Below are 25,188 nucleotides of genomic sequence, written 5' to 3'. Positions count from 1 at the left end.
CGGGCCACACCTGGTCAGGGGTGTCAAGCGGACGAAAAGCGTGTCCGCTTGACACCCCTGACCAGGTGCAGCAAGAGCTATGGCGCGACTCGTGACGGGACCCCACCGCCGGTACCTCTTGTCAAAGACGGCTCGCCTTCGGCATCGCACCGATTGCACGGCTCGCCTTCGGCATCGCACCTGTCATGCGGCTCGCCTTCGGCTTCGCGGCCATCAGGCCTCTCCGTGAGCGTGCACGCCGCTCCTCCTGCCCGCCCGCTTGGCCTGCCCCGCCTGCCTGGCCGACCTCCCCGGCGCCTGGCCCGCCCCGCCCCGCCCTGTCCCCTTGAGCCTCAGTGCTGGTAGGTCGGCGTGATGATCGCCCTCGCCAGCGTGTGGAACGCCAGGTTGAAGCTGACCACCGCCGGGGACGCGTCGCCGTCCACGTCCAGCTTGTCCACGTCCACCGCGTGCACCACGAAGTAGTAGCGGTGCGGGTGGTCGCCCTTCGGCGGGGCCGCGCCGCCGAAGGCTCGGGTGCTGTAGTCCGAGCGGACGTGGAAGGCGTCGCCTGGGAGCGTGTCGTCCGAGGCGCCTGCGCCTGCCGCCAGTTCCGTGGTGGTGGCCGGGAGGTTGACGGCCACCCAGTGCCAGAAGCCCGACGGGGTGGGGGCGTCGGGGTCGTAGCAGGTGACCACGAAGCTGCGGGTCTCCTCCGGGAAGCCCGACCAGGTCAGGTGGGGGGAGGTGTTGCCGCCTTCGAAGACCTGGGCGTCGTCTAGCTGCTCGCCGTCGCGCACGTCCGTCGAGGTGACGGTGAAGGTGCCTACCTGCGGTAGCAGCTGGTAGGGGTCGGGAGCGACTGGGCGCTCGAGGCTCATGGGAGTCCTCCTTTTGTGATCAGTTCGACCCTATCCCCGTGCAACCGGAGGGGCCTGCTCGACGTCTCTGGCGTGGAGGGGGATTTTGATGTCCAGGTTGCGGCTGTTTGCCGCCTTTTTGCTGGTTGCGGGTGTGGTGTCGTGTGCGGACACGGCCGAACCGCAGCCCGGTGGGCCCGTGCTCACCACTTCTGCCGCGCCGACCGCTACTACTACGACGCGGGAGCGGCCCAAGCGGATGTTCGAGCCGCCGTACCCGTACGGGACCGTGCAGGCGAAGGCGCCTGCGGTCGTCGACGGGATGGTGCCCGTTGTCACGCGCATTCACACCGACAAGCCGTACGTGTTCATCACGATCGACGACGGCGCTGTGCAGCATCCGAAGGCCCGTGAGCTGATGATCGAGGCCGGGGTGTGGCCGTCGGCGTTTCTCAACACGAAGTACGCCGAGGGGCACAAGGACTACTTCAAGCAGTTGCCGGTCACGGTCCACAGCCACACGACGAGCCACCCGAACCTGCTCGGCAAGGGGCTGGAGTTCCAGAAGCACGAGATCTGCGGCAACGCGGACTTCCTGGCGAACGAGTACGGGAAGCGGCCCACGTTGTTCCGGCCGCCGTTCGGGAACTACGACGCGACCACTCGCCATGCGGCGGCCAGTTGTGGGTTCAAGGCGCTGGTCAACTGGACTGCCGCGGTCAACGACGGGCGGGTGCAGTTCCAGCAGGGGGATCGGCTCAACGCCGGGGACATCGTGCTCATGCACTTCCGGACGACGTTCGTCGAGGACTTCACGGCGTTCCTGAACCGCGCGAAGCAGGACGGGCTGACGCCGGTGCCGCTGGAGGACTTCCTGGGCTAGCCGTGCAACCCAGGGCGGTGGTGCGCGCGTGATCGAGATGGGGCCTCGGGGAGCCCTTCGTTCGCACATCCACGAAGACTGGGGAGTCACAAGATGAAGAAGAGCTTGACCGCGGTGCTGCTCGCAGTTCTCGCGGTGTTCGCGTTCGTGCCCGCGGCGTCGGCCAGTGGCCACGCCGAGCTGACGGACATCCAGACGAGCAAGCACGACGGCTTCGAGCGGATCGTGCTGCTCATGAACGGCCTGCCGAGCGGGTCCGTGTCCGACGAGGTCACGGAGGTCTGGGACTGCGCGGCGGACAAGCGGATTCCCGTGGCGGGCCAGGAGATCCTGCGCACGACGATGTTCAGCGCGGCGACGTACGACGAGAACTTCCAGCGCACGTACACCGGGCCGCGCAACTTCGTGCCGCAGGGGCTGACCAACGTCAAGGGCATCGCCATCTCGTGCGATTTCGAGGCGACGCTCGGCATCGCGGTCGGGTACGCGAACCCGAACTCGACGCACACCGTGACCACGCTGACGAACCCGGACCGGGTCGTCATCGACATCCACGGCTGACGGAGCAACTGTGGCTTGAGTCACACGTCCTCAGGGTGTCGGTAGAGCCCTGGAGAGGGGGCCGAGATGAACAGACGTCTTGCCGCGGTGCTCGTGGCGGTGCTGGCGGCCTTCACGGCCGTGCCGACGGCGTCGGCGCAGAGCACGCCCACGCTGTCGGACATCAGGACCGGGCAGCACAACGGTTTCAGCCGGGTGGTGCTGGACCTGTCCGGGTTGCCGTCCGAGCACCGGGTCAGTGAGGTCACGAGCGTGGCGCACTGCGCGTCCGGGAACCCGATTGTCGTCGCGGGTGGTCAGGTCAACGAGATCCTCGCGGTCACGTTGATCGGTGCGGCCGCGCACGACGACAACGGGAACCTGACGTACACCGGGTCGCGGAACTTCGCGACGCCCGGTCTGAGCAACGTCCGCGGGGTCGCGCTCACGTGCGACTTCGAGGCCACGCTCGGAATCGCCGTCGGCTACAGCAACACCGCGTCGTGGCACCGGGTCTTCACGCTGACGAGCCCGAACCGGCTCGTCATCGACGTCGGCCTGTAGACACGAAAAAGCCTCGTGGGGGCAGCAGTCGCCGCTACTGCCCCCACGAGGGGTCTCATTCCGTTACGCCGCAACGGTTGCGACGGTCTCCTTCGAGAGCGCGTGCTCCAGCACCTGGGCCACGTCCGAGACGAAGTGCACCGTCAGCTGCTCACGCACCGACTCCGGCACGTCGTCCAGATCGGGCTCGTTGCGCTGAGGCAGCAGCACGGTCGTGATGCCCGCGCGGTGAGCGGCCAGCAGTTTCTGCTTCACGCCACCGATCGGCAACACCCTGCCGGTCAACGAGATCTCGCCCGTCATCGCCACGTCGGAACGCACCGGGCGGCCCGAGAGCAGCGACGCCAGCGCCGTCGTCATCGTGACGCCCGCGGACGGTCCGTCCTTCGGCACCGCGCCCGCCGGGACGTGGATGTGCACTCCCCGGTCGGCCAGTGACGCGGCCTTCTCGTCGTGCGAACGCAGGTAGGACAACGCGATCTGCGCGGACTCCTTCATCACGTCGCCCAGCTGGCCGGTAAGCGTGACGCCGGTCGAACCCGTGTCCTTCGGGGCCAGCGAGGCCTCGATGAACAGCACGTCGCCGCCGACACCCGTGACGGCCAGACCTGTTGCCACGCCGGGCACCGAGGTCCGTTCCGCCGACTCGGGCGTGTTCTTCGGGCTGCCGATGTAGCCCTTCAACGACGGCTGGTCGACCACGATCGGCAGTTCCGACTCGCCCAGCGCGACCTTCGCGGTCACCTTGCGCAGGATCCGCGCGAGGGCCCGTTCCAGTTGCCGCACACCGGCTTCCCGCGTGTACTCGCTCGCGAGCTGGTGCAGCGCGGGCTTCTCGAACGTCACGTCCTCGGGGGTGAGGCCGGCGCGTTCGACCTGGCGGGGCAGCAGGTGTCCGCTGGCGATCGTGACCTTCTCGTCCTCGGTGTAGCCGTCGAGCTGCACGAGTTCCATGCGGTCGAGCAACGGCGCGGGGATCGACTCCAGCACGTTCGCGGTCGCGAGGAACACCACGTCCGACAGGTCGAGCTCGACCTCCAGGTAGTGGTCGCGGAACGTGTGGTTCTGCGCCGGGTCCAGCACCTCCAGCAACGCCGCCGTCGGGTCGCCGCGGTAGTCGGAGCCGACCTTGTCGATCTCGTCGAGCAGCACGACCGGGTTCATCGAACCGGCCTCGCTGATCGCGCGGACGATCCGGCCCGGCAACGCGCCGACGTACGTCCTGCGGTGGCCGCGGATCTCGGCCTCGTCGCGCACGCCGCCCAGGGCCACGCGGACGAACTTGCGGCCCATCGCCCGTGCCACGGACTCGCCGAGCGACGTCTTGCCGACACCGGGAGGGCCCGTCAGCGCGAGCACGGCGCCGGAACGACGTCCGCCCACCACGCCCATGCCGCGGTCGGCACGGCGCTTGCGCACGGCCAGGTACTCCGTGATGCGCTGCTTCACGTCGTCGAGGCCCGCGTGGTCGGCGTCGAGGATCTCGCGCGCCGCCTTGATGTCGTAGGAGTCCTCGGTCCGCTCGTTCCACGGCATTTCGAGGACCATGTCGAGCCACGTCCGGATCCAGCCCACCTCGGGCGACTGCTCGGAGGTGCGCTCCAGCTTGTCGACCTCGGCCAGCGCGGCCTTCTGCACCTTCTCGGGCAGGTCCGCCGCCTCCACGCGGGCGCGGTAGTCGTCCTGCTCGGTCGCGGGCTTGCCGTCGAGCTCGGCCAGTTCCTTGCGGATCGCGGCCATCTGCTGGCGCAACAGGAACTCCCGCTGCTGCTTCTCGACGCCTTCCTTGACGTCCTTGGCGATCGTCTCGTTGACGTCGAGCTCGGTCAGGTGCGCCTGGCCCCACTCGACGAGCTTCTCGAGCCGCTCGGTGACGTCACTCGTCTCCAGCAGCCAGATCTTCTGCTTCTCGTCGAGGTAGGAGGCGTAGCCCGCGAGGTCGGCCAGCGCCGACGGGTCGCTGATCTGCTGCACCGAGTCGACCATCTGCCACGCGCCGCGCGTCTGCAGGATGTTCGTCACCAGCGCGCGGTACTGCTTCGCGAGCTCACGGGTCCGGTCGGTGATCACGGAGTCGTCCGCGACCGTCGCGTTCACCCACAGCGCCGCGCCCGGCCCCGTGGTGCCCGTGCCGATGCGCACGCGCTTGGTGCCGCGCACGACGGCAGCGCGTTCGCCACCGGGCAGGCGGCCCACCTGTTCGATCTCGGCCAGCGTGCCGACCGCCGCGTACTTCCCGTCCAGCCGTGGGACGAGCAGCACTTGATGATTCGCCGCGGTCGTGGCCGCGTCTACGGCCGCACGGGCCTCGGCGCTCGCGTCCGCACCGGAGATGCGGATCGGCACCACCATGCCGGGCAGCACCACGACGTCGTCCAGCGGCAGTACCGGCAGGGCCAGGGTTTCGCCCATCTCGTCATCCTCCAAAGTTGAGTCTGTACCGCTCAACCAACTGGAGTCTGCTGGTGTTCCCCTGGCGTGTTCGCTGTCAGCGAGCAGTGGCTCGAAGGCGTCTGACCAGCGAAATCTCACCGGTCACGCGGGCGAGCGCGGCGCTCGTGGGACACGAGGACAGCACCCCGACGGGCTTGCGCCGCAGGTCGAGGCGGTCGCCGCCGGGAAATTTCACCGAGCACCGGTTGGCCGCCGCGACGAACGGCAGGAGCACCTCACCTGCCTCGACCGTACGCCCGCTCAGCACGACGGGGGCGGGCGTCCGGCGGGCGGGAGCGACGGCGATCGGGGTGTCGAACCGCAGCAGCTCCTCGACGGCGTCTCCGGCGAGCTCCGGCGTGTTCCTGAGGAGCGCCGCCTGGCCGGGGTGCTCTTGGAGGGCGCCCAAGGCGTTGGTGAGGAACTCCTGCGTGGTCCGGAGCGCCGTGGCGGCGAACGCCTCGACGCCGTGCGCGAGCGTGAACGCCTCGGCCGCCGTGGCCGCAAGCGATTGCGCGAACGTGGCGTCGTCGGCGTCGAGCAGTTCGAGGGTGGACAGGGTGATCACGGGCCTGGCGAGCTTCAGTGCGTTGGCGATCGCCCGTTTGGGTAGTGGTTGCGGGGCACCGGAATCGAGGTCGAGCACTCTGAGTACGTCGTCGTAACGGGTGATGCACCAGCCACCGATATCGGCGTCGAAGTGCACCGGCGAGCGTTCCCTGAGAAGGCGGAACCGCGCGTGGCGTTCAGCGGTGCTGGAATGCATGTCCTCTCACACGTGGCCGAATCGGTCCCGGTTCGGTTGTGTGGCGGTGGACACCCGTGCGGCGACGACGGAGGATGCGCACGTGATGGAAGAGCTGAAGTGGGTCCCGTCCACGGTCGACGTCACGCGCCCGAGCGTGGCGCGGATGTACGACTACTACCTGGGCGGCTCGCACAACTTCGAAGCCGACCGCGCCGCCGCCAAGCAGGTGGAGCAGATCTTCCCCGGCGTCGCCCAGAGCGCGCAGGCGAACCGCTCGTTCCTGCGCAGGGCCGTCCGCCACCTGATGGGGCAGGGCGTCGACCAGTTCCTCGACCTCGGCTCGGGCATCCCGACCGTGGGCAACGTCCACGAGATCGCCCAGCAGGACAACCCGGACGCGCGCGTCGTCTACGTCGACTTCGAGCCCGTCGCCGTCTCGCACAGCAACGCCCTGCTGGCCGACAACCCGAACGCGAACGCGATCCTCGCCGACCTGCGCGCGACCAGGACCGTCCTCTCCGGAGCCCGCGAGACGCTCGACTTCACCCGCCCGGTCGGCGTCCTGATCATCGCCGCGCTGCACTTCGTCCAGGACACCGACAGCCCGTACGAGGCCGTCGCCGAGTACATGTCGGAGCTGCCCGCCGGCTCGTACCTGGCCATCACGCACGCCACCTGGGACACCCTCAACGAGGAGGAGCTCGCCGAGGCCCGCCGGGTCGCGCAGATCTACAGCAGCTCGGACAACAAGCTCAAGATGCGCACGCACGCCGAGGTCACGAAGTTCTTCGACGGCATGGAACTGCTGGAGCCGGGCGTCGTCGCGGTCAACGACTGGCGCCCGGACTCCTTCGACGACGCCCACGTGGGCATTTACGGCGCCGTGGCCCGCAAGCCCTGAAGCAGCCTGTCCCTGATCTCGTTGGTCTCGCGGTCGGTGAGGGTGCGTTCCAGCGCCCTCATCGTCACGCGGATGAGCACGTTCTTCTGACCGGGCAACGCGTTCAGCCTCTTCCGGACGTGTTCCGGTAGCTGGTCGGTATGGGTCTCGTCGAGGATCTCGATCTCCTCGATCACGTCCTCGGGCACCAGTTCGCGGATGCGGTCGCCCAGGGTGTCGGCGTCCTCGTGGTCGTTCGCCATGATCGAGATGTCCCTGGTCGCGGCAGGGTGCCTGGAGATCGGCCGGTACTCGGTCAGGTCGAGCATCTGCGTCGCGATGCGCGGATCTTCGTTGCGCAGCAGCCGGATGTCCGGGATTCCCTTGCGCAGCATCAGGATCCGGTCCAGACCGAGGCCCATCGCGAGGCCGTGCGGGTGGTGCTTGAGCACGTGCCTCGCGGCCCTGCCGCACTCACCGACCTCGACCCACTGCCCGTCGTGCTCGACGTCGATCTGCTTGCCATGCGTGGTGTACGGGTGTTCAGCATGTGTTGTGCGGTAACGCTTTTCGGGCAACAGGGTCGTGACGACCAGGTGGATGAGTTCTTCCAGCGGTTCTTCTTGCGTGCTGATGCGCCAGACGTCCAGCTGGTGCGGCGTGCCGGTGTGCAGGCGGTCGACCGTGTCACGGCGGTAGACCAGGCCGGGGCAGACCAGCGTGACGTCCGGCGTGGCCTGCTTGAGCGCGGGCGGGATCATCGCCGAGGTGTGGCTGCGCAGCATGCACGTCTCGCTGACGTACCTGGTGTAGCGGGCGTCCCTGGTGATCGCGTCCGGTGCGTAGCCGAGGTGTTCGTAGTTGTGCTCCACCGGCACGAGCGGGTGGTGGCGGACTTCCAGCGGGGTGTCGAGCGCCGCTTTCAGGTCGGCGATCAGGAGCTGCATCGCGTGCGGGCCCTGCGCGGGATCGGTGAGGTCGCGGACGTTCAGGGCGTGCACGAGTTCTTCGGTGCGGTACATGGGTTTCCCGTTTCGCTTGGTCTGGTGGGTGCGGAGTCCCCCGACCAACGGGAAGGTTCAGGCGCGCGCCACCCACGCGGGTCGGGGGTGGCTAAATCGCGTCACGGCACCAGGTTAACGGGCGCGGTCAAGGCATTACGGCCGATCGGGTGATGGGTCCCTGATTCGTTAACGCGTGATGACCGGTCTGCGAAGTGCCTGTCAAGCCGGCTGCTCGTGCACAGGACCTTCTCAGCAAAGGCGAGAACGATGACCGAACCGAATCCGGAGCCCGTGGGGGAAGCCGGGCAGCCACAGCCGCCTGAAAAGAACTCGCACGCCGTCGTCTGGCTGGCCGCCGGCATCGCGGTGCTGCTGATATTCGCTGTCACGTTGGGCGGTCGATCGACCCGGCAGCAGGCAGCCGACGCCGCGGCCAGTTCGTCGGCCGCGTCCACGACCACAACGACCACGACGACAACCACCACGAGGAGAACGACGACCACAACGACGCCGCCGAAGTTGCCGCCCTCGGTGTTCAAGGGGACGGGCGACGACGTGATCACTCTCGATCGCCCGGCCGGACTGAAGATCGCCAAGTTCGAGTGCCCGGCCTGCACGAGCAACACGGTCCTTAAGTCGAACGGCTTCGACTCGTTGCTCGTGAACGAGATCGGCGCGTACAGCGGTTCGATGTGGATGGACGTCCGCGACGGAAGTCGCACCACCACCCTGACGGTCAACGCGAGCGGTGCGTGGACGTTGACGGTGGGCGAGATCGACATGGCGACGATGACGGCAGGTTCGATGCAGGGCAACGGCGACGGCGTCGTCCTCTTCACCGGGACCGCGCGGAAGGCGAAGATCACCAACAACGGCGAGAGCAACTTCGCGGTGCACGTCTTGTCCTCGAAGTCGCTCGACCTCGCGGTCAACCACATCGGGGGCTACGAAGGCACCGTGCCGCTCGAGGGACCTGCTTTGATCCAGATCACCTCGAGCGGGGCGTGGACCATCACGCCGTCCTGACCTCGCCTACTCGGGTGGCGTCAGCCGCAAATCCGGATCCACCGGCGGCACCCCGTCGAACGGCCCGTCGTCCTTCATCCGTCCGACGTGGTCCAGCGCGACCTCGATCTCCGCCCGGAACGGGTCACCGTCGGCCGGCGGCGTGCGGAACCACTCGTGCAGCTCGGCGGGGATCTCGAACCGCGCGAGCAGCTCGTCGTACAGCGCCTCGCGGTCGGCGGCCTGCGCGCCGAGGTCGTGGTACTCGCGCAGTGCCATGCGCAGGCGGATCCAGCGGTAGCGGTCGGTGTTGCGCTGCTGCACGAACCGCTCGCGCAGCAGGTCGCCTGCCTTCTGCCCGCGCAACGCCAGCCGCCTGATCGTGTCCGGCGGCATGAAGAGGTTCGAGCCGCCTTCGTCGTCGGACTGCCGCACGTGCGCGATGCGGCCGCGGTAGCCGGGAAGCGCGGACTGCATGGTGTCGCGCCAGTCGAGGAACGTGTTCAGGATCGAGAAGAGGAAGCGCGGCATGGAGTTCAGCGACGAGTAGGGCGTGCCGGACGTGGACGCGTCCTGCTCCGGCAGCCACACCTCGTCCTTGTCGCCGTTCGGGTAGGGCTGCAGGCTCAGGCCGAACGTGGGCCAGCGCGGCAGCAGCGAGTCGAAGAAGTGGATCGGGAAGTTGCTGGTGATGCCGCCGTCGGAGAACCAGTGCACGCGTCCGTCCCTGCACAGCGGCACGGCGGCGAACAGGCCGGGGAACGACAGCGACATGCGCACGGCGAGCACGACGGGCAGCTGGTCGCGGGAAGGCAGCGCGCGCAACGGCATGTGCTCGTGCAGCGGGCACTTCAGAGCGGTCTCGGCCCCGTTCAACTGCTCCACGACCCGCGCCGGCAGCACGTAGCCGAGGCACTCCTCGCAGTACTGCCACTCCTCCCGGAACGGCAACCGGTACGGCCGCCCCTCCGACAGGTCGGTCGTCATCAGCACGAGGTTGATGTCCCCGAGATCCCCGAACGTCAGCGCCTGCGAGGTGCCCGCGATGTCGTCGAGCTGGTCGGCGATCCAGTCGGCGAGCGGCGGCACCCCCGTCGACTTCGGCATCCCCGCCAGCCGGTCGAGCCACGACGGCGTGAAGTCACCGGTGCCGGGAACGAGTCCGAAGTGGATGGACCGGGCGTGCTCCTTCAGGAAGCGCTGCATCGCGTACCCGTACGTCACGATCAACGCGCTCACCGCCGCCAGCGACAGCACCAGCCACACCAGCAGCACGATCGCCGCAGTCGCGTAATGCCGCGAGAACGCCAGCCCGAGCACCAGCGGTACGAAGGCGAAAACCCAAGCAGGCCAAGGCAAACCAGACCGCAACGGCCACAACACGATCACCACGCACGCCACCGCCACCACGGCGACCACCACCGCGAGCCAGCCCGGATACGCCGACGGCGCGAGCCACGCCGAGTACAGCACCGGCCCGCCCAGCCACAGCAACGCCATCAGCGCCAGCACGGACTTCGCCCGCAGCCCGACCGCACCCAGCAACGCGAAGAACAGGCACGTGATCGCACTGCGCCCGGTCGTCTCCCGCTTCTGCATGGAGGCGACGACGAACCGGTACAGCGCCCGCGTCTTCTCGGCGGGCTGGAACAGCTGCGCCATCCGCCACCGCTCCGCGCCGGACCCGGACGTGAACCAGTCGATCAGCCCGGCCAGCTTCTCGAACCCGCCGTTCGCGCGACCTCTCTCGGCCGCCGCCGTGAACCCGGCGGCGATCGCCCCCGCCGACGCGCCACCGATCTGCCTGAACTCGTAGTGGCGGGCCAGCGAGGCGACGGCGAGCGGGTACACGACACCGCTGGTGGTACCGCCGCGCATGGTCAGGTCGCAGTAGCGGTCGTACTCCATGTGCTCATGATCGCGCGATCTCCGCGCCCCGTGAAGAGACGTTCACTCGGACGCCGAGAACGGGTTCGGGGGAGGCTCGCGCAGCAGCCATTCCAACGCCGTTTCGGCCGACACGACGCTCACCGGCCGCGCCGCGTCCATCACGAAGTCCTCGACCGCGGCCGACGCGAACAGCGTCTCCAACTCCTCGGCGCGGTCGAGGTGCCACCGCAGCTCCGCCTCGTCCGGGTGCCGCGCGGCGAGCCGTTCGCGGATGACGGACAGGTCGGCCTTCAGCCGGCCGACCAGGAGCGGGCCGTCGATCACCGAGGCGTACCGGTCGCGGTCGGCCCGGCTCTCCACCACGCCCGCCAGCACGAGGCGGCGTGCGCCCGCCTTGGCGTGGTTGCGGGCCACGGCCCGGAGGTTGCGCAGCTGCAGCTCGAAGTGGAACGGGTCGCCGGACGGCGCGGGCCAGCACTTCGACAGCCAGTCGAGGTCCACGACGGCGTGCGGCGTGCCGGTCTCGCGGAACCGGTCGCCGACCGCCTCCGCGATCGTCGTCTTGCCCACGCCGACCGGGCCGGTGATCAGCAGCGCTCTCACGGGGCGACCGAGGCGAGCTCCGCCGGCGTGCCCGCCATGATCACGCGGACGTGCTCCGTCACCTTCTCCACCGGCCAGTCCCACCACGCGATGCGCTCCAGCAAAGCCACGTCCGCCTCGCTGTACCGCGTCTTGATCAACGAGGCCGGGTTGCCGCCCACGATCCCGTACGCCGGCACGTCCGACACCACCACGGACCCGGCGGCGATGATCGCGCCGTTGCCGATGTGCACGCCCGGCATGATCAACGCGTTGTAGCCGATCCAGACGTCGTTGCCCACCACCGTGTCGCCCCGCGACGGCGCGCCCAGGGCGATGTCCAGGGTCTTCTCGCCCCAGACGCCGCCGAAGATCGTGAACGGGAACGTCGACACGCCCGCCATGCTGTGGTTGGCGCCGGACATGATGAACCGCACGCCTTCCGCCAGCGCGCAGTAGCGGCCGATGACGAGCTTCTCGGTGCCGTAGTTGTAGAGGACGTTGCGTTGTTCGAACTCCGTGGCGTGCAACGGGTCGTCGTAGTAGGTGTACTCGCCGACCTCGATCTGCGGGTTCTTCACCAACGGCTTGAGCAGCACCGTGCGCGCGTAGTCCGGCAACGGGTAGAGGTTGTCGGGCGAGGGAATGGTCACGGCGCTCCGATCGGTTCTTCGCTGAACTGAGTGCGGTACAGCTTGGCGTAGTGGCCTTCCAGGGCCAGCAACGTCTCATGCGTACCACGTTCGACGATCTGTCCGCGGTCCACGACGAGGATCTGGTTCGCCGCGCGGATGGTCGACAGCCGGTGCGCGATCACCAGCGAGGTGCGGCCCGCCAGGGCCTCGACCAGCGCCTCCTGCACGGCGGCCTCCGAGCGCGAGTCCAGGTGCGCGGTCGCCTCGTCCAGGATCACCACTCGTGGCTTGGCCAGCAGCAACCGGGCGATCGTGAGCCGTTGCCGTTCGCCGCCGGACAGCCGGTAGCCGCGTTCGCCCACCACCGTGTCGAGCTGGTCGGGCAACGACGACACCAGGTCCGCCAGCCTGGCGCGGGTCAGCGCGTCCCAGATCTCCTCGTCGGTCGCGGCGGGCGCCGCCAGGCGCAGGTTCGCGCCGATCGACTCGTGGAACAGGTGCCCGTCCTGCGTCACCATGCCCACGGTCTCGCGGATCGAGTCGAACGACAGGTCGCGAACGTCCACACCGGACAGTCGCACGGTGCCGGAGTCCGTGTCGTACAGGCGGGGGACCAGCGAGGCGATGGTCGACTTGCCCGCGCCGGACGCGCCCACCAGTGCGATCAGCGAGCCGGGCTCCGCGGTGAACGACACGCCGCCGAGGATCTCCTCGCCGCCGCGCGTGTCGAGCGACGCCACCTCTTCCAGCGACGCCAGTGACACCTTGTCCGCGGACGGGTAGGCGAACTGCACGTCCGAGAATTCGACCGACACCGGACCGTCGGGCACGGCGACCGGTGCGGCCTTCTCCTTGATCAGCGGCGGCAGGTCCAGCACCTCGAAGACGCGCTCGAACGACACCAGCGCCGTCATCACGTCCACCCGTGCGCCGGCCAACGCCGTCAACGGCGCGTAGAGCCGCGTGAGCAGCAGTGCGAGCGTCACGATCGTGCCCGGCGCCATCTCCCCGGCGAACACGAAGTACCCGCCCAGGCCGTAGACCAGCGCCAACGCCAACGAGGACACCAGCGTCAACGCCACGAGGAACAGCCACTGCGCCACGGCCGTCCGCACGCCGATGTCGCGCACGCGCCGTGCCCGTGCACCGAACTCCGCGCTCTCCAGAGCCGGCCGGCCGAACAGCTTGATCAACGTCGCGCCGGGCGCGGAGAACCGCTCGGTCATCTGCGTGGTCATCATCGAGTCGAGGTTCGCCGCCTCGCGGTGCATCGACGCCAGGCGCTTGCCCATCCGCCGGGCCGGGATCAGGAAGATCGGCAGCAGCACCATCGCGAGCACCGTGACCTGCCACGACAGCGTCAGCATCACGACCAGCGTCAGGGCCAGCGCGATCACGTTCGTGACCACGCCGGAGATCGTCTCGGAGAACGCCCGCTGCGCCGCGATCACGTCGTTGTTCAGCCGCGACACCAGCGCCCCGGTGCGCGTGCGGGTGAAGAACGCGATCGGCATGCGTTGCACGTGGTCGAAGACGGACTGGCGCAGCCGCAGGATCAGGTCCTCGCCGACTCGCGACGACTGCCACCGCTCGGCCAGTGAGAACCCGGCCTCCAGCACCGCCACGCCGGCGATCGCCAGCGCGAGCCACACCACGAGCCCGAAGTCGCGGCCGGCGAAGATGGTGTCGACGACCCGTCCGGCCAGCACCGGAGAGGCCACGGCGAGCACGGCCGCGAGCCCGCTGGTGGCGAGCAACGCGTACACGGCTCGCCGTTGCGGGTGGGCGAACCGGGCGACACGCTTCAACGTCGCCCGGCTCACGCGACGGCTCTTCTCGTCCTGCATCGCGCTTTCGAGCGCGTACCAGGCGTTGAAGTCGATGTTCATGACGACCAGTCTCGAACCTCGACCTACGAGGAGGTCAAGCCGTTTTCAGGAACTCGTCCACCTCGGCGAGGGCCGCCGCACGCACCGGCTCAGGCGACAGGAACAGGTCGTGCATGCCGGCCTTGATCTCCACGACCTTGACCGATGATCCGATCTTCGGACCCCACTTGCGCATGCCCTCGACGTCGAGCACGGCGTCCGCTTTGGACACGTCCTCGCTCCACGCCTTGGCGTTCAACATGCTCTTGTCGGAGTGCAGCACCAGCACCGGCACGCGCACGTCGAGTCCCTTGTGGACCTTCTCCTGGGCGATGAGGACCGCCCGGATCCACCCCGCCAGCACCGGGAACCCGGCCAGCGGCTTCCACTTCAGGTCGAAGTCCCACTCGCCGTTGCGGGAGTTGTGGATCGCCGCCCCGTACGCCTCACCGAGGTTCGCGCGGATCTTCACCTTCGGCACCAGGCCGCCCAGGACCTTCACGATCTGCCGCACGACCGGCGGTTCGACGACGTCGAGCCACGGGCTGTTGAGCACCAACGCGTCGATCAGGTCGCCCGCGCGTCGTTCGTGCGCCCACAACGACGTCGTGAGCCCGCCCGTCGAGTGCCCCATGAGCACCACACGCGAGTGCTCTTCACGAATGACGGCGATCGCCGCGTCGATCTCCTCGAAGTACACGGCCATGTCCGTCGTGTAGTTCGGCACCTCGCCGTCGCGCAACGACCGGCCGTATCCGCGCAGGTCGACGGCGTAGAAGTCGTAGCCCTGGGCGGTGTAGTGCTCGGCCACGTGCTCCTGGAAGAAGTAGTCCGCGAATCCGTGCACGTAGAGGATGGCGCCCCGGTCGTTGGCCACGGCCCGGCGGCGGACCAGGGTCGCTGACGCCCCGCCGCGCAAAGGCAGAACTGTGGTGTCTTCGTCGCTGCTCACCGGGCAAGTTTGCAACGGTCTGACGCCGATTCCGTGCAGCCTTGTCCGGATCGTGTCTAACCTGGATGGCGTGACGGGGGATATTGAGCAGTCATCGAGGGTGCGGTTCCCGGGCATCAGCCCACGCGCCTATGAGCATCCTGCCGACCGAGGCGCCCTCGCGGTGCTGAGGGCGGTGCCCGCAGTGGCACCGATCCTCAAGGCGGTCGCCGGAGCCTTCACCGAACGGGGTGAGCGCCTGCTTCAGGTGGCGTCCTCCGTCCGCGTCGGCCCCAAGCAGTACCCGCAGCTCGACCGCATCCGCAACGAGGTGGCGGCGACGTTCGACCTCGCCGAGGTGCCCGAGCTCTTCGTCGAACGCAACTCGCAGGCGTACGGCTACACCTACGGCATCGACAAGCCGTTCATCGTGATCAGCACGGGCTCGGTCGACCTGCTCGACAACGAGTCGCTGCGGTTCCTGATCGGTCACGAGATGGGCCACGCGATGTCGGGCCACGCGCTGTACAACACGCTGCTGCGCAGGCTGATCGACCTGACCACGTCCTTCGCGTGGGTGCCCGCGGGCGCCATCGCGATGCGCGCGGTCATCGCGGCGCTGCGCGAGTGGCAGCGCAAGACCGAGCTCTCCTGCGACCGGGCCGGCCTGCTGGCCTGCCAGGACCCGCAGGCCGCGCTGCGCACGCACCTCGCGCTCGCGGGTGACCTGGGAGGCAACGTCGACATCGCGTCGTTCCTCGCCCAGGCCAAGGAGTACGAGGAGGTCGAGGACATCCGCGACAGCCTCCTCAAGCTGCTGCACACCGAGCACCGCACGCACCCGCTGGTCGTGGTGCGCGCCGCCGAGCTGCAGCGCTGGTCGGCGAGCGAGGAGTACCGCGAGATCCTGACCGGCACGTACGCGCGCCGCGAGGACGACCGGCCGACGAGCAACCTCACCGACGACATCAAGGGCGCCGCCCGGTCGTACCGCGAGTCCATGAACAACTCCGCCGACCCGCTGATCAAGACGATCAACGACATCGGCGAGTCGGTCATGGGCGCGGCGGGCAAGCTCTGGAGCAAGGTTGCTCCGAACGGCTCAGCGGAGTAGCTACCATCTGGAGTCATGAGACGACTCCTCGTGTTGGTTCTCTCCGCAGTGCTCGCGTCAACAGGTGTCGCCGCCGCCGACGAGCAGGTCGTCGGCGGCGAGCGCGCCTCCATCGAAGCCAATCCGTGGGTCGTCTACCTCCTCGACGACCGCGGCACCCAGTTCTGCGGCGGCACGATCGTCGCTCCGCAGAAGGTGCTCACCGCGGCCCACTGCGCGCTCGGCCGTGCGCCCAAGGACGTGCAGGTCGTCGCCGGTCGCGAGGACAAGCAGGACCGCGAGGCCGGGGTGGTCGCCGCGGTCACCGACATCTGGATCCACCGCCAGTACGTCTCGGCCGACGAGGGCGAGGACATCGCGGTGCTCACCCTGAAGAAGGCGGTCCGGTACACCCCGCTGCCGTTCGCCGAACTGACCGATCAGGCACTCTACGAACCCGGCAGGGAGCTGCGCGCGCTCGGCTGGGGCCGCACTTCCGAGAACGGCAAGACGTCCCGCTACCTCATGCAGGCCACCGTGCCCGTGCTGCCGGACGACTACTGCGTCGACACCTACCCGCACTTCGTGAAGGCGGACATGTTCTGCGCCGGCTACGACGGCGGCAAGATCGACACCTGCCAGGGCGACTCGGGCGGCCCGATCGTGATCGACGGCAAGCTCGTCGGCGTCACGTCGTGGGGCGAGGGCTGCGCGCGCAGGGGCAAGCCCGGTGTGTACGTCCGGATCTCCCGCTACGCCAAGGACCTTCACCCGGTCGTGGATGCTTCGCCGCCTGGAGTTGTCGACCCGTAGACACCTGGGTACTTGTGAGCCCATGCGACTGCTCGCGGTGGTTCTGGCCCTGCTCGTGATCACGGTGACCCCGGCTCACGGCACGCCCAGGATCGTCGGCGGCGTCGTGGTGGACAGCCCCGACGAGGCGCCGTGGGTGGTGGCACTGACGACGTCGTCGGGCCACCAGTTCTGCGGCGGAGCACTCGTCGGTCCGGGGCAGGTGGTCACGGCGGCGCACTGCGTCCACGGCCGCGAGCCCGGCTCGATCACCGTCGTCGGTGGGCGGCTCGACCTGCGCACCGACGACGGCTCCACCACCGTCGGCACGTCGTACCAGCTGGTCGACGGCTACTCGACCCCGTCGCGCGGCAAGGACGTGGCCCTGCTGACGCTCGCCGAGCCGATGCCGTACCGGCCGCTGCCGGTCGCCGGGCAGGGCGCGTACATGGCGGGCGGCGTCGGTGTCGTCTACGGGTGGGGCCGGCAGTCGGAGGACGACGCGGACAAGAGTCCGTTGCTGCACAAGGCTCAGGTGCCGGTCTGGACCGACGAGCAGTGCGCCGCGACCTATGCGCGCTATGACGCCCAGGCGATGTTCTGCGCGGGGTATCCCGACGGTGGCATCGACGCGTGCGTGGACGACTCCGGTGGACCGTTCGTGATCGACGGCCGGTTGGTGGGCGTTGTGTCGTGGGGCATCGGCTGCGCCCGTCCGAACGCGCCCGGCGTCTACACGCGCGTGGCGACCTATCTGACCGGTGTGCAACTGGCGACGGGATCCGCTGTGACTCCGTAGCCTGCAGGGGTATGACCGGAAGATCATCGGGTGTTGTCGCCGCCGTTCTGGCCGCGCTCACCCTGGGGGCCATGACCACAGTTCCCGCGAGCGCCGAGCCCGCCGGGAACCCGATCGTCGAGCTGAAGAGCGTCGCACGCGACCAGTGCATGACGGGCGGCACGGCGGATCCGTTCGAGATCGAACTGGCCGGCTGCACCGGCGCCGCGACGCAGCGCTGGGAGAAGGTCGGTCTGCCGAACGGGCAGTTCTTCCTGCGCAACGTCGCCGACCGGTGGTGTGCGACCGGCGAATGGCTGGTCACGAAAGTCTGCGACGAGACGAACCGCCAGCAGCGCTGGGAGCTCGTCACGGACGCGTCCGGTGCGACGAAGCTGAAGATCGACTCCCCGTGGAACCCGTACGTCGACACGTCCTGGTACGGCGAGTACTTCTTCAAGCTCATCACGCAGGAGCCGGAGGACACCGACCACCAGCGGTGGGTCGTGACCGACGTCGGCCGGACCACGCCGCTGCCGGACACCACCGGGGCGTCGGTCACGCTGGAGAACTCCCGGTGGTGGGCGGACGAGACGACCGACAACTGCGCCGACGGTGCCGGTATGGGCGTGTGCCCGGGGTCGCCGTATCAACGGGTCGAACTGGGCGGTGGGCTCGTCCAGCTCAGGGTGGGCGAGCACTGCCTGCGCCCGAAGCCCGGGACGACGGCGGTGCAGTTCGTCGATCTGGCAGGCGACTGCGCGGCGGCCGATCCGGAGCAGCAGTGGCAGCTGGAGGGGCCTGACGTGTTCGGCGGTCACCTGCTCCGCAACGTGGGCACGGGCAAGTACCTCACGCCCAGTTCCTCCCTGTGCCTGTACGCGAAGGGCGGCTTCTCCGGGAACCCCCAGGGTCAGAGGTGGTACCTCCACCTGGCCTGACTAGAGCACGAGCCCCACGGACATCGTCAGGAAGACGGCCGCGCACACGGCGTCGAGCGCGGTCGTCACCCCGGGCCGCTTGAGCTTCCCGGCCACCCGCGACGCCGCCAGCACGATCATCAGCTCCCACACGGCCGCCAGCCCGAGGAACACCAGGGCGAGCATCGCGAGCTGCGGTGCCGGTTCACCCGATCCGATGAACTGTGGCAGGAACGCCAGCGAGAACAGGATCATCTTCGGGTTCGTGATGTTGGTCAGGAAGCCCTGCCGGAACGGGCGCGCGCTCATGACCTCCTCCGGCTGCTCACCGGTGCGCTTGACGAGTCCGCGCGTGATGGAAATCGCCAGGTAGAGCAGGTAGCCGGCGCCGATCCAGCGCAGGGCCGTGAGCATCATCGGGTACTGCGCGAGCACCACTCCGAGGCCCGAGATGACCAGGGCGACCTGGACCGCCGCGGCCGTGTGGATGCCGCCCAGCGCGAGCAGTCCGGCGCGGGTGCCGGACCGCAGTGACGTGCGCAGGAGCAGGAACGCGTCCACGCCGGGGGTCACGATGACGACCGCGCACGCGATGAGGAAGGCCGGGACCTGGCCGAAGTCGAACAACACCGTACATACCCCCGTGATCTATACCACCGACCGCAAAATCTCCGGCCTGATGGGACGTTAACACAAGAATCTCCGGTTTTGACGTCGCCTTAGCGCGATCGCTACCGTTGGTGACCGATCGTCCACCTGGTGCAACGAGGAGTGGTCCGTGAGGGGTAAGCGGCTTGCCGTGCTGGTGGCGGTGATCGCGCTGGTCAGCGGTACTTCGACCGCCGATGCGATCGTTGGGGGGACACCCGCGCGGGTGGCGGACAACCCGTGGGTTGTGGCGATCACCACCACGGACGGTCAGCTGATCTGCGGTGGCGCGCTCGTCGCCGCGGACAAGGTCATGACGGCCGCGCACTGCGTGACGCTGAAGGGCGTGTTCGGCAAGAACCAGCGCCCCGCCGAGCAGTTGCGCGTGGTCGCGGGCCGGACCGACCTGCGCGAGAAGGGTGAGGGCGTCGAGGCCGTCGTCTCGGGCGTGTGGCGGCACCCCGACTACGTCGAGGTCACCAAGGGCGACGACGTGGCGGTGCTCACGCTCGCGCGTCCGGTGCCGTACCGGACGATCGGGCTCGGCGAGGCCGGTGCCGACGGCGTGGTGCTCGGCTGGGGCCGCACTGCCGAGAACAGCGCGCCCTCCCTGACGCTGCGCAAGGTGACGGTGCCGATCCTGTCCGACCAGGAGTGCGCGCTCAAGGAGCCGGACTACCGGCCGGGCGCGATGCTGTGCGCCGGGCGCGGCGGGCGGGACGCTTGCACGGGCGACTCCGGCGGGCCGCTCGTGGTGCGCGGACGGCTGGCGGGCGTTGTGTCGTTCGGCCGAGGCTGCGCTCGGGCAGACGAACCCGGCGTCTACACCCGGCTCGCCAACTACCGGCAGACGCTGGGCTTCTGATATCCACGGTCAGGTGCGAACCACACAGTTTCCCGCCACGCTGCGCCGCCAGTGGGGGCTCGACCTGAGCCCCGCCCAGCTCTACGCGATCCTGCGACTGCGGCAGGACGTCTTCGTCGTCGAGCAGAACTGCATCTACGCCGACGTGGACGGCCGTGACCTGGAGCAGGGCACACGGCACTTCTGGCTGGAGGCCGAGGGGGCGCACGATCCGCTCGCGTACCTGCGGCTTCTCGAGGACGCGGACGGCACGTTCCGCATCGGCCGCGTCGTCACCGCCCGCATGGCCCGCGGCCGCGGGTACAGCCGCCGGCTCATGCAGGCCGCGCTCGTGGACATCGGCACCGCGCCGTCAGTGCTCGACGCGCAGACGTACGTCGCCGACTTCTACGCCTCGTTCGGGTTCGTGCCCGAGGGCGAGGAGTTCATCGAGGACGGGATTCCACACCTGCGGATGCGGCGCTCTCCCTGATCACGCGCACCGCGCGCTCGATGTCGGCCTCGGTCAGATCGGCGCGCGCGGTGAGCCGCAGCCTGCTGATCTGGTCCGGCACCGACGGCGGCCGGAAGCAGCCGACGACCACACCGCTCGTGCGGCACGTCTCGGCCCACTGGAACGCCTGCTCCGGGCTTGGCGCCCGCACGCTCACGACGGCCGCGGTCGGCGTGCTGACCTGGAAACCGGCCTCCTTCAGGCGGTGGCTCAGGTCGTGCGCCACGGTCAGCGCCCGCTCGGGACGGTCCGGTTCCTCGCGCAGGATCTTGATCGCCGCGAGGGCCGCCGCCGCGCTGCTCGGCGCGAGACCGGTGTCGAAGATGAACGGCCGCGCGGTGTCGATCAGGTGCTTGATCACCCGGCTCGGGCCGAGGACCGCGCCGCCCTGCGCGCCCAGCGACTTGCTCAGCGTCAGCGTGGTGATCACGTCCGGCTGCCTGATCAGGCCCGCCTCGGCCACGGCGCCACGGCCACCGGGCCCGACGACACCGAGCCCGTGCGCGTCGTCGACCACCAGCGCGGAGCCGTTCGCGCGGCAGACCTCGTGCAGTTCGTTCAACGGGGCGATGTCACCGTCCACGCTGAACACCGAGTCCGTGACGACGATCGCCCGCCGCTTGCCGCGGGTCTCCAGCGCGTGCCTGACCTTGCCGACGTCGCAGTGGTCCGCGACGACGACGTCGGCCTTCGACAGGCGCGTGCCGTCGATGAGGCTGGCGTGGATGTGCTGGTCGGCGACGATCGCCGTACCGGGACCCGTCAGCGCCGTGACCGCGGCGAGGTTCGCCATGTACCCGCTGCTGAACACCAGCGCCGACTGCGAGCCGCAGAAGTTCGCGAGCTCGTACTCCAGCTCGGCGTGCAGCTCCGTCGAGCCCGTGACCAGGCGCGATCCCGTGGAACCAGCGCCCCACTTCAGCGTGGCGGCGGCCGCGGCACCCGCGACGCGCTTGTCCTTGGCGAGGCCCAGGTAGTCGTTGCTCGCGAGGTCGAGGTCCGTCGAGCCGGCGGTGCGCGGCCTCAGGCGCCGGGTCAGACCGGCCTTGGCCCTCGCTTCAGAACGGACGTCGATCCAGTCGAACGTGGACTCACCACCGCTGGAAATCGCCTCAGTTGTGCTCACGGTCACCGCCTGAGTCTCCCATCTGCCCGCTAGCGTGCCGCTCGTGGACCTGTTCACCTTCACGCGCGCCGAACTCACCTCGCCGGTGCAGTTCGCCGGCGGCCGGTGGGTGGTGTCCGACCACGACGACGTGCGCGCCGTGCTGGCCGATCCGGTCACCTACCTGCCCGACAACGCGCTGACCGCCGTCACGCCCGTCGCGCCCTCGGCGTTGCGAGCCCTGGTCCGCGCCCGGTTCTCGCTGCCGCCGACCTTGGCGAACAACGGGTCCTCGTCGCACGCCTCTCTTCGCCGGCTGGTCGCGTCGTTCTTCACACCCGCCCGCGTCGCCGCAGCGGAGCCTCGCATCCGTGCCCTGGTTTCGGAACGGCTGGGTGGCACGGATCTCGTGCGGGACCTGGCCTGGGACCTGCCGGCGATCGTGCTGATGGAGCTGCTCGGGCTGGAGAACGTCGACATCCCCACGTTGAAGCGCTGGAGCTCCGGTTCGTTGGAGTTCTTCTGGGGCGACATCGGCCGCGAACGGCAGATGGAGCTGGTCGACGACGTCGGCGACTTCCACCAGTGGCTGATCAAGCGCTACCACGCCCGCGACGGCGAGTTGTTCTGCGCGCTGGCCGACGCCGGTGTGTCCGCAGAGGACTCCGCGGGGCTTTGCTACTTCCTGCTGATCGCGGGCCAGGAGACGACGACCCAGCTGCTGTCCACGGCGTTGCGCCGTGCGTTGCAGGACCGTTCGCTGTGGGCGCGGTTGCCGGAGCCCGGTGTGGCCGAGTCGTTCGTCGAGGACGTGCTGCGGACCGAGACGCCCGTGGTCACGTGGCGGCGGCTGACCGCGCGTGAGGTCGTGTTGTCCGGTGTGCGCGTGCCGGCCGGCGCGGAGCTCGTGTTGTTGTTGAGCGGTAAGGAAACCGACCAGCGGCACCTGGCGTTCGGATACGGCAGGCACTTCTGCCTCGGTGCGGGACTGGCACGGCTGGAGGCCGCCGTGACGTTGCGGACGGTGGCGTCGCACGAGCCGTCGCTGCACCTGACCGGCCCTGATCCGGAGTGGCTTCAGCTGCTGTCGTTCCGCGCGCCCCGGTCCGTCACGGTCGCGCGATGAGCTTGCCCCGCGTGGTGCGGGCTTCGAGTGCTTCGTGCGCCTCGGCGATGTCGTCGAGCCGGTAGACGTCACCGAGCACGGGCTTGAGGTTCAGGTTCAGCACCTCTTGCGGCGTGGTGCCGCGGGGGAGGCCCATGACCGCCACGCCCTTGCGGAAGACGTCGCTCGCCGTGACGTCCAGCGGCTCACCACTGGCGTACCCGAACACGACCATCCTGCCGGCACCGTCCCTGAGCAGCTCGAACGCCTTCCTACCGATCGCGCCGCCGATCGACTCGAAGACGACGTCCACCGGTTCGAGCCCGTCCCAGTCGTAGCCGATCCCGCCTTTGCTGGACGCGGCGAGCACGGTCGCGCCCGCCCGTTGCGCGAGCTGGACCAGCAGGCTGCCGACACCACCGGACGCCGCCTCGACCAGCACCCGGTCACCCGGCCGGATCCGTGCCGCCTTGGCCGTCGCGACCGCCGTGGTGCCCTGCAGGAAGAGTGCGAGCGCCTCGTGGTCGCTCACGCCGTCGGGCACGTCGATCGGGTGCTCGATGACGGCCTTCGTGGCGTAGGCACCGTCGCGCGGCACGCCCATGACCCGGCGGCCTTCTCCTGTGGTGCCAACGACTTCCGAGCCCAGCGTGACGGGAAGGGCCGGTCCCGGGTACCACGGGAAGAGCTCCCTGCCCTTGCCGCGGCGGATGACCGTCTCGCCGTAGTTGAGCCCGATCGCGGTGACGTCGACGAGCGTGTCGCCGACGGGGTCGGGCACCTCCTCGACGGTGAGCACCTCGGGCCCTCCGAACTCGTGGAACCGCACTGCCTTCACCTGGTCCTCCCTCAGTAAGCGGACCGTCGGTCCGTTTGGTAATATACGGACCGTCAGTCCGCTTGTGTCAAGGGAGAGTTCGTTGGAACGTGCCGATGCCGCCCGCAACCGGGCCGCGATCCTGGCCGCCGCGACCGAGCTGATCAGCTCCCGGGGCATCGAGGCCGTGTCCGTCGAGGACGTGGCACTGGCGGCGGGTGTGGGCAAGGGCACCGTGTTCCGGCGGTTCGGCGACAAGGCCGGTCTGGTCAGGGCCGTGGTCGACTCCACCGCCGCCTCGTGGATCCAGACGGCGTCGTTGGAGTGCCGCTCCGCCGGGGAGTTCGCCGGCACGCTGTTCGACCACGTGCTGGCGTCGTTGCCGCTGGTCATCGCCGTGGAACGGACGACGGTCCGCAGCTGCGAGGGCAACTTCCGGATCACCGTGGAACGCCTGGCCCGGCTGGTCGGCTCGACCTTCAAGGCGCACACCGTCCTGGCCGTGCTCCGGGGTGAGCACATCGAGTTCCTGCTGGCCCAGGGGATGACCGCCGACGAGATCCGGGCGGGCGTCATTTCACTCGCGGAGACGCTCGCGGCTGAGGTTTGATGCGGGGGTGTTGAACCGTCAGCTGTCCGGAGTCAGGAAGCGCACGCTGCTCGAAGAGCTCGGCCCCGTGCCGGACGTCGAGCCCGACCGCTACGGCGACGGCGGACCGGTGGAGGCGCTGGAGACCCGCGTCGCGCAGCTGCTGGGCACCGAGGCCGCGCTGTTCGTGCCGACCGGCACCATGGCGCAGCAGATCGCGCTGAAGTGCTGGGCGGACCGCACGCACAACCCGATCGTCGCGATGCACCCGCAGGCGCACCCGCTGCACCACGAGGACGACGCGCTGACCGTGCTGTCCGGCCTGCGCCCGATCAAGGTGCGCAACGCGGACGTCGCCTCGTGCCCCGAACCGTTCGGCACGCTGCTGCTGGAGGTGCCGGACCGCGAGGCCGGGTTCGTCCTGCCGACCTGGGACGAGCTGACCGAGGTCGTGGACGCCGCGCGCGAACGGGACGCGGTCGTGCACCTCGACGGCGCGCGGCTGTGGGAGAGCACGCACGGCCTGGGCAAGCCGCTGCCGGAGATCGCGGGCCTCTTCGACTCGGTCTACGTGTCGTTCTACAAGTCGCTGGAAGGCATGTCGGGCGCGGCGCTCGCAGGCACCCAAGACTTCGTGGACCAGGCGCGAGTGTGGCGGCACCGGTACGGCGGCATGCTGTTCCAGCAGTGGCCGGCGGCGTTGTCCGCGATGCACGGCCTCGACACGGTGCTGCCCCGCCTGGGCACCCAGGTCGAGCACGCCAAGGTCGTGGCCGCCGCCATGGGCCTGCCTGAGCCGCACACCCACCAGTTCGCGCTGCACCTGCCCGGCGACCCGAAGCGGCTGACCGAGCTGGGCGGGAAGTTCCTCGGCGGGTTCTGGCGGGACGGGACGCTCGCCAAGACCGAGGTGACGATCGCGGCGCCCGCGCTGGAGTGGACGGCGGAGGAGGTCGGGGAGGCCTGGGCGGAGTTCAGGAGCCTGATCTAGGGCGACGTCGCTCACCTGGCTGTTGGACCCGGCGGTGCGAAGTGCGACGATGCCGGGGCTGTGAGGGGAGTGCGAGGAAGCCGGTGCGAATCCGGCGCCGTCCCGCGACTGTGACCGGTTCTGGAGAGACCGGGAGTCAGGAACTCGTCCCCCTCTTATCCAACCGGCCACGGGCGTGGACACCCGAGGA

27 protein-coding genes and 1 riboswitch are annotated in these 25,188 nt (G+C 69.2%); of the genes, 14 read left to right on the top strand and 13 right to left on the bottom strand.

All coding sequences use genetic code 11. The features are described from left to right. Positions 1-332 precede the first annotated feature (332 nt). Positions 333-860: a YbhB/YbcL family Raf kinase inhibitor-like protein gene (locus ACFWN2_RS34355; RefSeq protein WP_382434587.1), complete on the bottom strand. Its 528-nt coding sequence runs from the start codon at positions 858-860 to the stop codon at positions 333-335. An 88-nt stretch (positions 861-948) separates the two neighbouring features. Here ACFWN2_RS34355 and ACFWN2_RS34350 point away from each other — a divergent pair, with 88 nt between their 5' ends. The 3 genes from ACFWN2_RS34350 (at position 949) to ACFWN2_RS34340 (ending at position 2,826) form a co-directional block, all read left to right on the top strand. After that, a complete protein-coding gene (locus ACFWN2_RS34350) occupies positions 949-1,722 on the top strand; it encodes a polysaccharide deacetylase family protein (protein WP_382434586.1) in 774 nt (257 codons plus the stop codon). 93 nt (positions 1,723-1,815) lie between these two features. Continuing rightward, positions 1,816-2,283 (top strand): hypothetical protein, encoded by a 468-nt coding sequence (locus ACFWN2_RS34345; RefSeq protein WP_382434585.1) that lies wholly within the window; start codon positions 1,816-1,818, stop codon positions 2,281-2,283. Positions 2,284-2,349: 66 nt separating this feature from the next. Beyond that, on the top strand, positions 2,350-2,826 hold the full coding sequence (locus ACFWN2_RS34340) for a hypothetical protein (RefSeq protein ID WP_382434583.1): 477 nt from the start codon (positions 2,350-2,352) through the stop codon (positions 2,824-2,826). 63 nt (positions 2,827-2,889) lie between these two features. Here ACFWN2_RS34340 and lon read toward each other — a convergent pair whose 3' ends face one another. Further along, positions 2,890-5,238 (bottom strand): endopeptidase La, encoded by a 2,349-nt coding sequence (gene lon / locus ACFWN2_RS34335; protein ID WP_382434581.1) that lies wholly within the window; start codon positions 5,236-5,238, stop codon positions 2,890-2,892. 76 nt (positions 5,239-5,314) lie between these two features. Then, on the bottom strand, positions 5,315-6,025 hold the full coding sequence (locus tag ACFWN2_RS34330) for a hypothetical protein (RefSeq protein ID WP_382434580.1): 711 nt from the start codon (positions 6,023-6,025) through the stop codon (positions 5,315-5,317). Between the two features lie 85 nt (positions 6,026-6,110). On the opposite strand from ACFWN2_RS34330, the gene ACFWN2_RS34325 reads away from it, so the two are divergent. Next, positions 6,111-6,908: an SAM-dependent methyltransferase gene (locus ACFWN2_RS34325; protein WP_382434597.1), complete on the top strand. Its 798-nt coding sequence runs from the start codon at positions 6,111-6,113 to the stop codon at positions 6,906-6,908. Here ACFWN2_RS34325 and ACFWN2_RS34320 read toward each other — a convergent pair. Continuing rightward, entirely contained in the window at positions 6,881-7,909 is a 1,029-nt protein-coding gene (locus ACFWN2_RS34320; RefSeq protein ID WP_382434578.1) for a hypothetical protein, read from the bottom strand. The two genes, ACFWN2_RS34325 and ACFWN2_RS34320, sit on opposite strands and share 28 nt — an antisense overlap. A gap of 101 nt (positions 7,910-8,010) precedes the next feature. After that, positions 8,011-8,454 carry a hypothetical protein gene (locus ACFWN2_RS34315; protein WP_382434576.1) on the bottom strand — a complete coding sequence of 148 codons (444 nt, stop codon included), beginning with the start codon at positions 8,452-8,454 and terminating at the stop codon, positions 8,011-8,013. On the opposite strand from ACFWN2_RS34315, the gene ACFWN2_RS34310 reads away from it, so the two are divergent. Next, on the top strand, positions 8,447-8,917 hold the full coding sequence (locus ACFWN2_RS34310; protein ID WP_382434574.1) for a hypothetical protein: 471 nt from the start codon (positions 8,447-8,449) through the stop codon (positions 8,915-8,917). The two genes, ACFWN2_RS34315 and ACFWN2_RS34310, sit on opposite strands and share 8 nt — an antisense overlap. 6 nt (positions 8,918-8,923) lie before the next feature. Here the strand turns inward: ACFWN2_RS34310 and ACFWN2_RS34305 are convergent, their stop codons facing one another. From ACFWN2_RS34305 to ACFWN2_RS34285, 5 genes are read right to left on the bottom strand one after another with little or no spacing between them, the layout of a single operon-like run. Beyond that, positions 8,924-10,804, bottom strand: coding sequence for a patatin-like phospholipase family protein (locus ACFWN2_RS34305; protein ID WP_382434572.1), 1,881 nt, complete (start codon positions 10,802-10,804; stop codon positions 8,924-8,926). A gap of 42 nt (positions 10,805-10,846) precedes the next feature. Further along, a complete protein-coding gene (locus tag ACFWN2_RS34300; protein WP_382434570.1) occupies positions 10,847-11,389 on the bottom strand; it encodes a hypothetical protein in 543 nt (180 codons plus the stop codon). Then, positions 11,386-12,021 carry a CatB-related O-acetyltransferase gene (locus ACFWN2_RS34295; RefSeq protein ID WP_382434568.1) on the bottom strand — a complete coding sequence of 212 codons (636 nt, stop codon included), beginning with the start codon at positions 12,019-12,021 and terminating at the stop codon, positions 11,386-11,388. Before ACFWN2_RS34295 ends, ACFWN2_RS34300 begins: the two co-directional genes overlap by 4 nt. Next, on the bottom strand, positions 12,018-13,892 hold the full coding sequence (locus tag ACFWN2_RS34290) for an ABC transporter ATP-binding protein (RefSeq protein ID WP_382434566.1): 1,875 nt from the start codon (positions 13,890-13,892) through the stop codon (positions 12,018-12,020). The genes ACFWN2_RS34295 and ACFWN2_RS34290 overlap by 4 nt, the downstream gene beginning before the upstream one ends. Positions 13,893-13,926: 34 nt before the next feature. Next, positions 13,927-14,823: an alpha/beta hydrolase gene (locus tag ACFWN2_RS34285; RefSeq protein ID WP_382434564.1), complete on the bottom strand. Its 897-nt coding sequence runs from the start codon at positions 14,821-14,823 to the stop codon at positions 13,927-13,929. A 70-nt stretch (positions 14,824-14,893) separates the two neighbouring features. Between ACFWN2_RS34285 and ACFWN2_RS34280 the strand changes: the two genes are divergently transcribed. From ACFWN2_RS34280 to ACFWN2_RS34265, 4 genes are all read left to right on the top strand, one after another. Next, positions 14,894-15,916: a M48 family metallopeptidase gene (locus ACFWN2_RS34280; RefSeq protein ID WP_382434562.1), complete on the top strand. Its 1,023-nt coding sequence runs from the start codon at positions 14,894-14,896 to the stop codon at positions 15,914-15,916. A 15-nt stretch (positions 15,917-15,931) separates the two neighbouring features. Further along, positions 15,932-16,708, top strand: a complete 777-nt coding sequence (locus ACFWN2_RS34275) for a S1 family peptidase (RefSeq protein ID WP_382434560.1) — start codon at positions 15,932-15,934, stop codon at positions 16,706-16,708. Positions 16,709-16,730: 22 nt separating this feature from the next. Further along, positions 16,731-17,486, top strand: a complete 756-nt coding sequence (locus ACFWN2_RS34270; RefSeq protein WP_382434558.1) for a S1 family serine peptidase — start codon at positions 16,731-16,733, stop codon at positions 17,484-17,486. A 71-nt stretch (positions 17,487-17,557) separates the two neighbouring features. Further along, positions 17,558-18,406, top strand: coding sequence for a hypothetical protein (locus tag ACFWN2_RS34265; protein ID WP_382434557.1), 849 nt, complete (start codon positions 17,558-17,560; stop codon positions 18,404-18,406). Here the strand turns inward: ACFWN2_RS34265 and ACFWN2_RS34260 are convergent, their stop codons facing one another. Then, positions 18,407-19,015 (bottom strand): LysE family translocator, encoded by a 609-nt coding sequence (locus ACFWN2_RS34260; protein ID WP_382434556.1) that lies wholly within the window; start codon positions 19,013-19,015, stop codon positions 18,407-18,409. Between the two features lie 148 nt (positions 19,016-19,163). Between ACFWN2_RS34260 and ACFWN2_RS34255 the strand changes: the two genes are divergently transcribed. Further along, positions 19,164-19,898: a serine protease gene (locus ACFWN2_RS34255; protein ID WP_382434555.1), complete on the top strand. Its 735-nt coding sequence runs from the start codon at positions 19,164-19,166 to the stop codon at positions 19,896-19,898. A gap of 13 nt (positions 19,899-19,911) precedes the next feature. Then, entirely contained in the window at positions 19,912-20,370 is a 459-nt protein-coding gene (locus tag ACFWN2_RS34250; RefSeq protein ID WP_382434554.1) for a GNAT family N-acetyltransferase, read from the top strand. Here ACFWN2_RS34250 and ACFWN2_RS34245 read toward each other — a convergent pair. Beyond that, on the bottom strand, positions 20,324-21,517 hold the full coding sequence (locus ACFWN2_RS34245) for an 8-amino-7-oxononanoate synthase (RefSeq protein WP_382434552.1): 1,194 nt from the start codon (positions 21,515-21,517) through the stop codon (positions 20,324-20,326). The two genes, ACFWN2_RS34250 and ACFWN2_RS34245, sit on opposite strands and share 47 nt — an antisense overlap. Before the next feature lie 43 nt (positions 21,518-21,560). On the opposite strand from ACFWN2_RS34245, the gene ACFWN2_RS34240 reads away from it, so the two are divergent. Next, on the top strand, positions 21,561-22,622 hold the full coding sequence (locus tag ACFWN2_RS34240; RefSeq protein ID WP_382434550.1) for a hypothetical protein: 1,062 nt from the start codon (positions 21,561-21,563) through the stop codon (positions 22,620-22,622). Here ACFWN2_RS34240 and ACFWN2_RS34235 read toward each other — a convergent pair. Then, the gene (locus tag ACFWN2_RS34235; RefSeq protein WP_382434548.1) at positions 22,606-23,439 is read right to left on the bottom strand and encodes a zinc-binding alcohol dehydrogenase family protein; all 834 of its coding nucleotides are present in this window, start codon (positions 23,437-23,439) and stop codon (positions 22,606-22,608) included. The two genes, ACFWN2_RS34240 and ACFWN2_RS34235, sit on opposite strands and share 17 nt — an antisense overlap. Before the next feature lie 82 nt (positions 23,440-23,521). Between ACFWN2_RS34235 and ACFWN2_RS34230 the strand changes: the two genes are divergently transcribed. Together ACFWN2_RS34230 and ACFWN2_RS34225 are read left to right on the top strand one after the other, a co-directional pair. Continuing rightward, complete coding sequence (locus ACFWN2_RS34230) at positions 23,522-24,028, top strand: helix-turn-helix domain-containing protein (RefSeq protein ID WP_382434546.1); 507 nt, start codon at positions 23,522-23,524, stop codon at positions 24,026-24,028. Between the two features lie 7 nt (positions 24,029-24,035). Further along, entirely contained in the window at positions 24,036-24,998 is a 963-nt protein-coding gene (locus tag ACFWN2_RS34225) for a threonine aldolase family protein (RefSeq protein ID WP_382434544.1), read from the top strand. Positions 24,999-25,028: 30 nt separating this feature from the next. Next, positions 25,029-25,165: riboswitch (cobalamin riboswitch) on the top strand. Positions 25,166-25,188 lie beyond the last annotated feature (23 nt).

Source organism: Lentzea sp. NPDC058436 (assembly GCF_042721515.1).
GTDB lineage: Bacteria > Actinomycetota > Actinomycetes > Mycobacteriales > Pseudonocardiaceae > Lentzea.
This window is presented reverse-complemented; position numbering and strand designations above follow the sequence as displayed.

Bases quoted from the DNA above. Each gene is read 5' to 3' on its own strand.
- ACFWN2_RS34355 (WP_382434587.1), bottom strand. From the start codon at position 860: ATGAGCCTCGAGCGCCCAGTCGCTCCCGACCCCTACCAGCTGCTACCG.
- ACFWN2_RS34350 (WP_382434586.1), top strand. From the start codon at position 949: ATGTCCAGGTTGCGGCTGTTTGCCGCCTTTTTGCTGGTTGCGGGTGTG.
- ACFWN2_RS34345 (WP_382434585.1), top strand. From the start codon at position 1,816: ATGAAGAAGAGCTTGACCGCGGTGCTGCTCGCAGTTCTCGCGGTGTTC.
- ACFWN2_RS34340 (WP_382434583.1), top strand. From the start codon at position 2,350: ATGAACAGACGTCTTGCCGCGGTGCTCGTGGCGGTGCTGGCGGCCTTC.
- lon (WP_382434581.1), bottom strand. From the start codon at position 5,238: ATGGGCGAAACCCTGGCCCTGCCGGTACTGCCGCTGGACGACGTCGTG.
- ACFWN2_RS34330 (WP_382434580.1), bottom strand. From the start codon at position 6,025: ATGCATTCCAGCACCGCTGAACGCCACGCGCGGTTCCGCCTTCTCAGG.
- ACFWN2_RS34325 (WP_382434597.1), top strand. From the start codon at position 6,111: ATGGAAGAGCTGAAGTGGGTCCCGTCCACGGTCGACGTCACGCGCCCG.
- ACFWN2_RS34320 (WP_382434578.1), bottom strand. From the start codon at position 7,909: ATGTACCGCACCGAAGAACTCGTGCACGCCCTGAACGTCCGCGACCTC.
- ACFWN2_RS34305 (WP_382434572.1), bottom strand. From the start codon at position 10,804: ATGGAGTACGACCGCTACTGCGACCTGACCATGCGCGGCGGTACCACC.
- ACFWN2_RS34290 (WP_382434566.1), bottom strand. From the start codon at position 13,892: ATGAACATCGACTTCAACGCCTGGTACGCGCTCGAAAGCGCGATGCAG.
- ACFWN2_RS34275 (WP_382434560.1), top strand. From the start codon at position 15,932: ATGAGACGACTCCTCGTGTTGGTTCTCTCCGCAGTGCTCGCGTCAACA.
- ACFWN2_RS34270 (WP_382434558.1), top strand. From the start codon at position 16,731: ATGCGACTGCTCGCGGTGGTTCTGGCCCTGCTCGTGATCACGGTGACC.
- ACFWN2_RS34265 (WP_382434557.1), top strand. From the start codon at position 17,558: ATGACCACAGTTCCCGCGAGCGCCGAGCCCGCCGGGAACCCGATCGTC.